Source organism: Parabacteroides caeci, from assembly GCF_023656795.1.
In the GTDB taxonomy this organism is placed as follows: domain Bacteria; phylum Bacteroidota; class Bacteroidia; order Bacteroidales; family Tannerellaceae; genus Parabacteroides; species Parabacteroides segnis.
Map to the genome: position 1 here is coordinate 1 of NZ_JAMOKT010000107.1, position 12,441 is coordinate 12,441.

The following is a 12,441-nucleotide window of genomic DNA, read 5'->3' on the forward strand; positions in this document are numbered from 1 at the left end:
GTGAGGTAGCTCTGTAAAGGGTTACCTCGCTTTTTTAATTCTTTTACTCCTTTCCCATAGGCAATATTGTTAGATTAGACAAGTAGTATATCCTGTATGGTTAACTCTTGCTAAGGAATCCTTCTTTTCAGGAATACAGTATCTCCTTTATTTTCATATATAACCGGGGTTGTCAGGTTGATAATGTCAATAAAGTTTTCAAGACTGTTGTTCCGGATGGTTCCTATATAGCATTCTTTCTTCAACGATTCGTCTTCTATATATATTGTCGTATTATACAGGCGATTCATTATCCGGGTAATCTCCTCCAGCGACTCCCCGTCGAATGTAATTTCATTTTGCCGCCAAAGGGCTGTCTCCTGCATATTCTCATCTTTATACTGTGAAAAGCTGTGGGCCAACAAATCCACCTTAACCGATTCATACGGTTTGAGAATTGCCACATGGTCGTCATAGCTGACCCGTACGGAACCGGAAAACAACGATGCGATCATTTGGTTTTCATCTTTGTATGCATTTATATTAAAAGCGGTTCCAAGAGCTTCCACCTGCATGCCTTTTGCCTCCACGATGAAACGTTTTTCAGGATTCTTAGCGACTTCGAAATAGGCCTCTCCCACCAGTGCTACATTGCGTTCTTTCATACCGTAATCAGCCGGATAACTGATCTTCGTATCGGAGTTCAGCCATACTTTCGTGCTGTCGGGCAAAGTGACGAAGGCCCGCTGCCCTTTTTCGGCCGATACCGTGAAATTCTGTGTCGACAGTTGTTTTTGTTTATCGTTCATACGGTAATTGAGCAGGCCCAGGACAATGATAATACAAGCCACCGCAACCCGTTGCCAAACCTTCCAGGAGAAACGCGAACGTAGCGGGACGACTTTAGCCTGTTTTTTCTCGCCATCCAACTCCCGGTTCAGCCTGCGGTACATACGTTCCTGTACGTCCCTAGGCATCTCATCCGGGCTCTCTTTCCATGCTGTCTCAAAAAGCATGAAAAATTCCTCTTTGGATGCGCACTGCCGGAACCATTCCATCAACTGCCGGTTTTCTTCTTCGGTAGTCGTACCTGCAATTAGACGGTGAAGTAATTCTATTCTCATCTTTTATTCGTTTTATATATTATAGGCTATTAAATGCATTTACTACTTAGTCGCAAGATGCAATTTAACTTTAATTAAAGTTTTGTATGTTTAATCAGTGGATAGATTTAAAGAAAACAGAAGTCTATTTTATAAAGAAAGGTAGATTAGAATAAAAGCTACGGCCTTATTTCCAAGCACTTTACGTAGATCTTTCAGCGCTTGATAAATATGTGCTTCCACTGTCCGCTCAGACAAGGATAGTTTTTCGGCAATTTCTGTATATGAATAATTTTCAAAACGACTCATGATAAATACTTTTCGTCGCATTTCCGGAAAGGAAGAAATGATATTGAAAATATATTCTTTCAATGAGTCAGCTTCAATCCTATCTTCTTCCGAAGTGAATATCTGTTTTGTATTTTTTAAATCTTCCACCATTTGATTTTTCTGCATGGCTTCTTCTATGGCTTTATAAGCTAAATTACGAGCAATGGTTGATATATAGGCTTCAAAGTTAAGTTCAGGTTGGATATTTTCCCGTTTTTCCCAAATAGTAAGGAAGAGTTCCTGCACGACATCTTCAGCTAAAGCAGAGTCATTCAGCAAATACAGGATAGTGTTATAGACTTTCGGGCTATATTGCCAATAGATAGTATTAAAAGCATCCTTGTTTCCTTCTTTAAGACGATATAAAAGTGTACAATTCATACTACATCAGGTTAACAATTTATTTTCCATATATCAACGAGTTAATTACATGCAAATATAAACTTATTTTTAGAAAAGATGAAGTATATTGAGGGCACGCCGATATATTATCTAACGTGCCCTATGCTAATCAATATATAATATTAGCCAATCTTTATCCATTGCTTAATAAGATATCTCAACTTCCAGTTTTGCTTTTAGGCGTGCTACGATATCCGGATATTCGGATGCTACGTTATTCTTTTCTCCGATATCTTTTTTCAGATTATAGAGCTGGTCTTCTTTATTATTGCCAAGTTCGGTATTGGTTAATTTATTATAGGCAGAGCGGTTGTTGGGTACGATGTATTTCCATTCGCCGTCATAAATAGAAAGAGCACCTGCCGATTCGATTACATAATCACGTCCTTTCTTGTCTTTCCCCAGGAAGGTTGCCAGCTGATCCCGGCTGTCGATAGCAGCACCTGCCTCCAGTTCTTGTCCGGTCAACTTTGCCAGTGAAGCATACAAGTCGATATGAGAAACCAATGCATTGGAAATACCGGAAGTAATAACAGCAGGCCAGCTTATGATAAGTGGAATGCGGGTACCGGCTTCAAAATTGCTATACTTTCCACCCCGGAAATCGCCCCAGGGACGATGTTCACCCAGTAATTCGACAGCTTGATCCTGATAACCGTCGTCTACAACCGGACCGTTGTCGCTACTCAACACAATCAACGTATTTTCGGAGATACCGGCTTTGTCGAGTGCTTCCATAATTTGGCCAACCGTCCAGTCGAATTGCAACAAAGCGTCACCTCTCGGTCCCATACCGCTTTTACCTACAAAACGGGAATGTGGCCACCGGGGAACATGTGCATCATTGGTTCCTACATAAAGGAAAAATGGTTCCTTCCGGTGTTTTTCAATAAATCCGACAGCCTTCATGGTAATGCTGTCTGCGATGTTTTCATCTTCCCACAAGGCTTGTTTCCCCCCTTTCATATAACCGATACGCGAGATGCCGTTCACAATCGCTTGGTTATGTCCATGGTTCGGACTTGGTTTTAATTTAGTCAACAGTTCCGGATGATCTTTACCCAGTGGTTCTCCCGGGAATGGTGTTTTATAACTTACTTCAATCGGATCATTCGGATCAAGATTCACAACACGTTGGTTTTCTACCCATACGCAAGGTACACGATCACCCGTTGCAGCCATAATATATGAGTATTCAAAGCCGATATCGGAAGGACCGGGAGTGATAAAGCCATTCCAGTCCTGACCTCCGGTTTCTGCTGCTAGTCCTAAATGCCATTTACCGACAGCTCCGGTTTTGTAGCCACAACTTTGAAACATATCGGCTATGGTAGGTTGCTCCGGCTTAATGATCATACCTGCATTACCGGCTGCAATCCCGGTATCATTTCTACGCCAGGCGTAATGACCGGTAAACAGAGAATAACGTGAAGGCGTACTGGTTGCAGCCACAGCATGTGCATTTGTAAAACGGATACCCCGAGAAGCGAGTTTATCCACATTTGGGGTATGAATCGTTTTCTCACCGTAACAACTCAAATCGCCATAACCGATATCGTCGGCAATCAGGAAGATTACATTTGGTTTTTGCAAAGGCTTCTTTTCTTCTTTCGGTTTTAAGGTACAGGATGTTAATAAAGTGGCTCCTATTCCTAATAACAATGTTGTTCTCATGATATGAATAGTTAGTATTTAATTGCAACACGAATGTGTTAGATTCGTTTTCAAAATTAATCGGATATCTGCTATCTACTCTTTCTTTTTGTCCAAAATATCAACAATTTTGTCCAAATGATCACTAATTATCGATTTTCCTGGTTTTTCGATATTCGGCAGGAGTCTGTCCATATTTGGCTTTAAAGCATTTGCTGAAGTAGTGCGGCGTTCCGAACCCCAGTTTGTCGGAAATCTCCCCGATTTGCAGGTGAGGCTGTCCTGTTAGCATTTCCAGCGCCTTCCTCATCTTGAAATCTAATACGAAACTGGCCGGGGTCATTCCGGTAAGCGATTTGAATTTGGAGAAGAAAGAACTGCGGCTCATGGCCATTTCGCCAGCCAGGCGGTTTACATCGAAATTTTCCTCTTCCAAATGCTCGTCAATGCATAGAATTATCCGGTCGAGAAATTCCTTATCCAGCGAGTTCGTTGCTAAGAGACTTACATCGTAGTCATCTTGTCGGGCAGCCAGCCTGTTTTGTTGGTCGATGCGGTTGCGGATACGGTTGTTGCAACGCAAAAGCAGGATTTTGGCATTGAAGGGTTTCCCTACATAATCGTCGGCCCCACATTGAAGACCTTCCACATTCTGCTCGTCCGAGTTGAGCGCCGAAAGCAGGATGACGGGAATATGGCAAAGGTTGATATCTTTTTTGATACGCAGGCACATTTCGGTACCGCTCATCACCGGCATCATGACATCGCTGACGATCAGGTCGGGCTGCCCGTCAGCAGCTTTCTGGAGGCCTTCCTCACCATTAAAAGCGGAAAGGACATGGTAGAATGGCGAGAATAGCGAAATGAGTACCTGCATTAATTCTTCATTATCTTCCACCAGCAGGATGGTGTAGCGCAAAACCGGCGCTTGTTCTTCCGAAAGTGGCTGAACATTTTGCTCGGGAAATTCTTCAGCTAATTGTTCATTCCAAGTGGGTTCGGGTAGCGTATCTGTTTTTAAAGCCTGTTCTTCCTGCTTTTCCGTGATAACGATATGTTCGGCGGATATGAAATGTTGCTTTCCTTTTTTCAGGCTTACAGTGAAAATACTACCATAGTCCGGCTGGCTTTCCACAACGATGGTTCCCTGGTGAAACGTTACGATGCTTTTTGTTAGTGCCAGTCCGATACCTGTCCCGGGGTTGGCAGAAAGCGATTTGCCATTTTCGGCCTGATAGAAGCGGTCGAATATTTTTGTCCGGTCGGTTTCCGAAAGACCGATACCCGTGTCGATTACCTTTACGAAAACAGAGTCATTATCTTCTCCTGCCATCAATTCGATTTGCCGTCCGTCGGGAGTATATTTGAAAGCATTCGACAGGAGATTGAAAAAGACTTTCTGCATTTGCCGGGCATCAAACCAGGCCATGAGTTTTTTCTGTCCGCACCGGAAGTTGTAGGTAATATTGTGCTGTGCTGCATAATCCGTAAATGAAAGACTGATATCTTTCAAAAACGATACCATATCGTGTTCCGATACGTTCAGTGTCATCTGCTGTTGTTCGAATTTCCTGAAATCGAGCAGTTCCGTAATCAGACTACGCATCCGGGTAGTGTGTTTATAAATCTTTTTTAGTTTGCTATAGGCTGTTGGCGGGAAAGAGTTGTTCTGCAACAATATATCCAGATGGCTCATCATGAGTGTCAATGGAGTACGAAATTCATGGCTGATATTGGTGAAAAAACGCAATTTAGCCTGGTTCAACTCTTCGATACGTCGTTTCTCATTACGTTCTTCCCGCAAGGAGAGGGCCAGTTCCAAACGGGCTTTCTTCGCCTGCCAGATTAGGTAAACCATCAGACTGCCTGCCAATACATAGACAAACCATGCCCAAACGGTGTTATACCAAGGAGAACGGATGGTTAAGGCTAGTGATATTTCTTTTGGAATGTCTTCGTTACACAACTGCATTTCCCGTACTTTCAGTATATAGTTTCCCGGGTTCAGGTTGGTGTAATAGATTTGGGAATTCTCCGTCTTTATCCATTCCTTGTCGAACCCTTCCAACTTATATTCAAAACTGTTATTCTTTAGAATGTTGATATAATCGGACGCAGTAAACTTAAAACTAAGGTTATTCTGCGTATAACGCAACGTAATGTGGTCGGTAAACGGAAGGGCGGAAGTAAGTATTCCTGTTTCATCGCCGGGGTATACCGGTTTATTTTCGACATACAACTCTTCAAAGTACAAATTATAATCGGGCGTATAATTGTTTATATCTTCTTCCCAAAACGAAACCAACCCATTGGTTCCCCCGACAAAGATTTCATTATCGCGGCAAACATAAATACCGCAGTCTAGTACAATTGAGACAAGAGGTATTCCCATACCGAGTCGTACGACATTCAAAGTCCCGTCGGAAGGAGAAAAAAGCATGATGCCTTTATCGGTTGTCACCAGCAGCTGTCCCAGATTCGTTTCGGCAATTTTGTAACAATAGTTGCTCAGTAACTTATCTTTTTCTGCCGTATAATTAATGATTGTACCGTCTTTACGGTCAAGCCGGAACAAGCCGGAGCCGTAAGAACCGAAATAAACATCCCCTTCGCGGCTAACGAAGAGGCGAGTGGCTAAAGTGCCGTAGTGTCCGGGAGTAAAGACTTTCTGGTCGGATGGGTCTTTCAGGCAGATACAAATAATCTGTTGTCCGTAAGAGAGCCAGGCATATCCGTCGGAGTCTATATCAAAGCTCGAGCAGGACCTCCCGTCGCCAAGCAGGCTGAACGTTTCGGTCTCTGTGTCCATGATGAAAGTGCCGTTGCGTGCGGCCACAATCACTTTGCCGTTGTAATACATTACTTCGTGAATGACATCGCCGGGCATGTCCTCTTTGCTTTCCTGTTGCTGATAGTTCCTGAATGTTTGTTTAGCGATGTCAAAGCGGGTCAATCCGCCTGTATGGGTACCGATATAAAGACAATGGCGCTGATTGTCATAACAGATACTTTTCAGATTGTTATGAGGCAGGGTGGTAGGGTGGGACGAAGCCTTATACGATCGAATAGTTCCGGTCTTTCTGTCGAGGCAGTTCAGCCCACCCCCTTCGGTACATATCCATAGGTTTCCGTCTCTGTCTTCCACCATATTCCCGACTACCGGAAAACTGAGGCTTCCGGTATTTCCTTGCCCGTAAGGATAAAAACGGAACATGTCGTTTTCCGGACTGAAGTAATTGACGCCACCGAAATAGGTACCTACCCAAACTGTCCCCCGGTTGTCCGTGTAGAGGGCATAAACGGAAGAATGCGACAGGCTTCCCGGTAAGTAGTCGTTTTGGTAGAGTGAGTATTCGCCGGTAAAAGTGTTGTATTTTTGCAAACCATCGAAGGTTCCGAACCATATATTACCGACATGATCCTCAATAATGTTGCGGACTTGCTTGCTGGCTATTCCCAGGGATGTTCCCGGTGCATAGGCGACTTTATGGAGAGCTTCTCCCGAAGCAGCCCTGAACAGGCCTTCCGTCCAGGTGCTGACCCACATTTCATGTTTCGAACTCTGATAAATGGAATGAATCCAGAGGTCGGGCAAGAGGCAACGAATTTGCCCGTCGGCTGTGGTTGCATATAAGCCGTTTCGTGTGCCTATCCAGCATTCTTGGTCGTTCTTCACAAATAATCGGGTGATATTCCTGAGATTTGTTTTCAAACGAAAGTCTAATTTTCCCGATTCGGCATTATAGGTCAGGATAGAGTCGTTCAAAAGACACCAGATGTTTCCTTCATATGAGGTCAATGCTTTGATACCTTTTTTTTTCACCACATCAAACCGTTGTCTTTTTATGTCATAACGCATTAATGCTGCATCAGCCATAAAGAATATATTTCCTTCCCGGTCACCTGTGATTACGGATACGCGGTTACCGGCCAAATATCCGTTGCACGTATCTTTATCAGACAAGGAAGAGGGTTTGTACACCTGCATTTGCCGTCCGTCGTATACGCTCAGCCCTTCATGCGTCCCAAACCACATCCTCCCGTGGATATCTTGGTAAATGGATATCACCGAAAAGTGCGACAATCCGTCCTCCATGCCCAATTGCCTGAAATAAATCGAGTGAACTGGTATGGCGACAAGTAATAGGAAAGTCAATATCAACAATCGTATTCGCATTTAGCAAAGATATAGAAGTATTTATTTCAGATTGTAAATAAAGAGTGTATCATTTATTTAATTTCATTACATTTGCGGGCGGACGTTGAGCCAATAATTCTTTTTTCATAAAATCCATATAGGGCGCTACGTGTTTGAAATATTTTTTGTAGCCCTTGCACAGATAGTTTAATCCCGGTTCGCCGCTGGCTGTATGCAGGAAACGGTTTTTGGGACATTCCCCGTTGCAGGCGAAAAGAAATTCGCATTCTTTGCATTGTACCGGCAACTTATCGTATTTATCAGCTCCGAACTTTAACTGGCTCTGGCTGTACATCATTTCTGTTAATGTCTGCGTGTAGATATTGCCCAGTTTGTACTTGGGGAATACAAAATGGTCACACGCATAAATGTCGCCATTGAATTCCATCACACCGGCATGTCCGCATGTCCGGGCCAGAGTGCATACGCCCGGCTGTTCTCCGACCCAGTTTGCCAGTGTGGCATCGAATAACTGGATATAATAATTTCCCACATCTTCTTTCACCCATTCATCGAAAATGGCACAAAGGAAATCTCCCCATTTTTCGGAATCGACGGAGAAAGGTGCCAGCTTTATATGGGCATCTTGTTGTTCCGGCGAAGTCAGCATTGTTCCGTCCGCGTGTTGTCCCAATCGTTCCACGATAGGGGCGAATTGGATATAATGGCAATCTATTTCTTTGAAAAAGTTATAAAAATCAAGTGGGTAATCGACATTGTAATCGTTTACGACTGCCATCGCATTGTATTCTACCTGATGTTTTTTCAGCAATTCGATTCCCTTCATTACTTTGTAGAAGGAGGGAAGGCCCTGACGATTCCGGCGATATTCGTCGTGAAATTCCTGCGGACCGTCGATTGATATTCCAACCAGAAAGTTGTTTTCTTTGAAGAAACGGCACCAATCGTCTGTCAGTAACGTTCCGTTTGTTTGGATACAGTTGTCTATCTGTCTTCCACGGCCGTATTTCTGTTGAAGTTCGAGTGCTTTTTTGTAAAAACTTATCGGACGCATCAGTGTTTCGCCGCCGTGCCAGGTGAAGAGTACCTGAGGCATTGTCTGGCATTCCAGATAGTCTTTGATGAATTTCTCCAGCAGTTGCTCACTCATGATATGATTTTTGACATTCGGATATAGCTTTCCTTTTTCCAGATAATAACAATAATCACATGCCAGGTTACAGACTGAACCGATAGGTTTCAGCATAACATAAACAGGTTTGGCAAATGGAGATATATAAGAATTAGCCATAATTTATACAGTTGCTAATCAGTAGTTAAACTACCGATTGATTAAATTGTTGTTTTTAGTTATCTTGTTTGTTTTTTACTTCTCCAAATATAAGCATATTACATATTAAAAGAATAATTCTCTCCATTTTAGTTTTATATTTTAATTATTCATCCACGATAATTGCTTCCAGGGATATGGGCCGTCGTTCTTTTGCGGCAGTCCCGGGGTACTTCTTCCCTCTTCCACATAGCGGACGAGCAGGTCACGCAAGCGACTGGCTATTTCAGGATTTGTCTTATAGACGTTGCAAGTCTCTTCGGGGTCTTTCTCCAGGTCGTAGAGTTGGTATTCGGGAGTACCCTCCTGCGGTTTGCGCGGCTCGCTCCAACCTCCTGAATAGGAAGAAAGGAGAAGTTTCCATTTACCCTGGCGGATGGCGAAGGAGCCGTCGATGGAATGATGGACGGTGGCTTCGCGGATCTTCTCTCCCGTTTCGGGAGTGGTCAGGAGGGAAAGGATATTATAACTGTCTTCTGCCTCGTTGTCAGCCAACGAATAACCGGTGAGGGCGGCAAAGGTCGCCATGAAGTCGGTCAGGCAAACGGTTTGTTCCACACGTCGGGGTTTCGATTGTGCCGGCCAGCGGACGATGCAGGGAACATGGTGACCACCTTCGAAGAGGTCGGATTTCATGCCACGGAAAATGTAACTGGGGTCGTGGCCTTTCTGTCCCAGCAATTCGAAGTCGGCACGCGGCGAGCAACCGTTGTCGGAGGTGAAGACAACGATCGTGTTGTCGGCAATCCGGTTCTTTTCCAATGCTTCGAGGATACTTCCAACCACGGCATCCGACTGCATGACGAAGTCGGCATACTCGTTGAGTTTCGACTGGTCGCGGAACTCGTCGGTCGGAACGATCGGTGTATGGGGCGACGTAAGGGGGAAATAGAGGAAGAAAGGTTTGTCGTCGGCAGCTGACCGGTTAATGTAGTCGACGGCCTTCTTCTCTAGTTCGGGTAGTATCTCCTTCATCTCCCATCCGGGAAGGCCTCTACCTGCACGACTGTCCATTGCCTGGCTGACAGGGTAATACGTATCGGGCAGTCCCACTGTGCGGCGGTTTTCGATAAAGCAGTACGGGGGATAATTGGGGGCATCCACGCCGAAGAAATAGTCGAACCCCACGTCACGAGGGCCTCCGGTAATCTCTTTCGTGAAGTCGAGGTTGTATTCGTCTGGTTTGTCCACCGGCTTCTTTCCGTCTTTTGTGGGGAAGTGGAAGCCCAAGTGCCATTTGCCGATGCAGGCGGTGTTGTATCCCTGGTTGCGGAGCATGCTTGCCATCGTGGTGCGTCTGGTGGGGATGAGCGGGGTGTCGTACCAATGGAGGACGCCGTTTTTCAAAGTTGACCGCCAGTTGTAACGACCTGTCAGTACGCCGTAGCGTGTCGGGGTACTGACGGCCGAGCTCGAATGGGCATCACCGAAGACGACACCTTCGGTCGCCATCCTGTCGAGGTGGGGCGTTTGGATCTTCCCCTTTTCGTTCAGGTAAGAGAGGTCTCCGTAACCCAGGTCGTCGGCCAGGATGAAGATGATATTCGGTTGTTTCTTGTCACGTGCAGCCATGTTCAGGGACATGCCGGCTGCGAGGCATGAGAGTAGAATCGTTTGTGCTTTCATGATGCGTGAATGTCTTAAAATCAGATAGTGTAAAGGTAGTGTTTGCAGGAGACATTACCTTTACACTATCCGTGCTTTATTTTGCATAATCCGTTATCGGAACGATAATTACCAGTAATACTTGTCCATAATCTCTTTCATGCGTGGCGTCTCACTGTCTGTGTCGCCCAGAGCGCGGCGCTGACGGATCATTTCACGTTTCATTTCATCGATTACCTTCTCGTATTCGGGGGAACCGTAAAGGTTGTGATCCTCTTTGGGGTCGGCCAGCAGGTCATAGAATTCCCATGACGGAGTGCCGGGCGTTTTCTCCGATCCGGTAGCATTCAGGCGATCGGCATAGAGGAACATCAGCTTATAGCGGTGGTTGCGAATCCCCATGTGGGCCGGCCGGATGCCGTGGTGCGTCCAGTAACGGTAATACATCGTTTGCCGCCAGTCGGCCGGGGCTTGTCCTTTTAGATTATCGCGAAAGCTGCGTCCCTGCGATTTATCGGGAGCATCTACTCCGGCATAATCGGCCAACAATGAGGCAAAGTCGACGTTCAGGATAATATCGTGGTTGCGCGTACCGGCAGGTATTTCTTTCGGGTAACGGATTACGAACGGCATGCGCAGAGGTTCTTCGTACATCATGCGCTTATCGAACATGCCATGCTCGCCGAGGAAATAACCCTGGTCGGAGACGTAGACGACAATCGTATTCTCAGTCAGTCCTTCTTCATCAAGGAAACGTAGAAGACGGCCGATATTATCATCGATCGTAGCCCCGCAACGCAGATAGTCGCGGATAAGCTTCTGATAGGTTTCGCGGCGAGCTGTTTCCTTATCCATTCCTTCACGTGAGAAAGGTAGTTCCGGGTATTTGCACCACCATTTATCAGGGTCTTTGGAGGCCGTTTCCCAGCGGACAGCCATATTCTCTAATTGTTGTCCGTCGAAAGTACGTCCGGAGGCTTCACGACCGAATTCCATCAGGTTTGCCGGCTCCGGGAAAACAACATCGTCGTAGAGATGCTTCATCCGTTCCGGGAAATCCCAGGGTTCGTGTGTTGCCTTGAAATGGCAGCACATCATGAAAGGTTTCTCTTTGTCGCGTTCACGTATCCAACGGATTGTCTTGTCGGTTACCAGATCGGTGGAGAAACCTTTTTCCTTTTTGCCGCTTCTTCCTTTGTTATCGTCTACCCATCCGTCGGCGGTTTTGAATACCGGATCGATATAATCGCCCTGGTCATGGAAAACACTGAAGTAATCGAAGCCCATCGGCTGTGTTTTCAGGTGCCACTTCCCTATCAGTGCCGTTTGGTAGCCGCCTTGCTGCATCTGCTTGGCGATATTATCAGCTTGCGGATCGAGGGCATCGCTCAGGGTATAAACACCGTTGCGATGACTGTAAGCTCCGGTCATGATAGCTGCCCGGCTGGGCACGGATATAGAGTTCGTACAGAAACAGTTGTCCAGTACGCAGCCCTCGGCAGCTAGCCGGCGGATGTTTTCATTCTTCACGTAATCGGCCAGCACGCCTCCGTAGATACCCCATGCCTGGGCCGTATGGTCGTCGGAGAGGATAAAGAGGATGTTCGGACGGCTTTCTTTCGCAGTCGGCTGATTTCCTGCAGCCGATGCCGGAGCGGGGAGCACGGCCGATAACAGGCCGGCTCCCGCCAGGAATAAATCTTTCAGTTGTTCCATATCATTTTCCATTTAAAATCCAAACAAAGTTGGATAATTCACAGGGCAACCGCACCAAAATTTCTATTAAAATATGTTTTGTGGCATAAATCATTAAAATATTTCAAAAAAAGTTGTGTAATTGGGGAATAAAGGTAATCTTGCAGATAGAAAAGTCTTAACTA

Annotated in this window: 7 protein-coding genes; all 7 read right to left on the reverse strand. The window is 45.5% G+C overall.

Annotated elements, in window-relative coordinates:
* Positions 1-110: 110 nt before the first annotated feature.
* Positions 111-1,103, reverse strand: coding sequence for a FecR family protein (locus NBH15_RS28035; RefSeq protein ID WP_250824110.1), 993 nt, complete (start codon positions 1,101-1,103; stop codon positions 111-113).
* A 129-nt stretch (positions 1,104-1,232) separates the two neighbouring features.
* On the reverse strand, positions 1,233-1,793 hold the full coding sequence (locus tag NBH15_RS28040; protein WP_250824111.1) for an RNA polymerase sigma factor: 561 nt from the start codon (positions 1,791-1,793) through the stop codon (positions 1,233-1,235).
* 165 nt (positions 1,794-1,958) lie between these two features.
* Complete coding sequence (locus NBH15_RS28045) at positions 1,959-3,488, reverse strand: sulfatase family protein (protein WP_250824112.1); 1,530 nt, start codon at positions 3,486-3,488, stop codon at positions 1,959-1,961.
* A gap of 124 nt (positions 3,489-3,612) precedes the next feature.
* On the reverse strand, positions 3,613-7,644 hold the full coding sequence (locus tag NBH15_RS28050; RefSeq protein WP_250824113.1) for a hybrid sensor histidine kinase/response regulator transcription factor: 4,032 nt from the start codon (positions 7,642-7,644) through the stop codon (positions 3,613-3,615).
* A gap of 49 nt (positions 7,645-7,693) precedes the next feature.
* Positions 7,694-8,917, reverse strand: coding sequence for an anaerobic sulfatase-maturation protein (locus tag NBH15_RS28055; RefSeq protein WP_250824114.1), 1,224 nt, complete (start codon positions 8,915-8,917; stop codon positions 7,694-7,696).
* A 141-nt stretch (positions 8,918-9,058) separates the two neighbouring features.
* Positions 9,059-10,582, reverse strand: a complete 1,524-nt coding sequence (locus NBH15_RS28060) for a sulfatase family protein (RefSeq protein WP_250824115.1) — start codon at positions 10,580-10,582, stop codon at positions 9,059-9,061.
* A gap of 108 nt (positions 10,583-10,690) precedes the next feature.
* Positions 10,691-12,277 (reverse strand): sulfatase family protein, encoded by a 1,587-nt coding sequence (locus NBH15_RS28065; RefSeq protein WP_250824116.1) that lies wholly within the window; start codon positions 12,275-12,277, stop codon positions 10,691-10,693.
* Positions 12,278-12,441: the final 164 nt, after the last annotated feature.

Excerpts from the sequence above, each read along its gene's own strand:
- NBH15_RS28035 (WP_250824110.1), bottom strand. The coding sequence starts at position 1,103 with ATGAGAATAGAATTACTTCACCGTCTAATTGCAGGTACGACTACCGAA.
- NBH15_RS28040 (WP_250824111.1), bottom strand. The coding sequence starts at position 1,793 with ATGAATTGTACACTTTTATATCGTCTTAAAGAAGGAAACAAGGATGCT.
- NBH15_RS28045 (WP_250824112.1), bottom strand. The coding sequence starts at position 3,488 with ATGAGAACAACATTGTTATTAGGAATAGGAGCCACTTTATTAACATCC.
- NBH15_RS28050 (WP_250824113.1), bottom strand. The coding sequence starts at position 7,644 with ATGCGAATACGATTGTTGATATTGACTTTCCTATTACTTGTCGCCATA.
- NBH15_RS28055 (WP_250824114.1), bottom strand. The coding sequence starts at position 8,917 with ATGGCTAATTCTTATATATCTCCATTTGCCAAACCTGTTTATGTTATG.
- NBH15_RS28060 (WP_250824115.1), bottom strand. The coding sequence starts at position 10,582 with ATGAAAGCACAAACGATTCTACTCTCATGCCTCGCAGCCGGCATGTCC.
- NBH15_RS28065 (WP_250824116.1), bottom strand. The coding sequence starts at position 12,277 with ATGGAACAACTGAAAGATTTATTCCTGGCGGGAGCCGGCCTGTTATCG.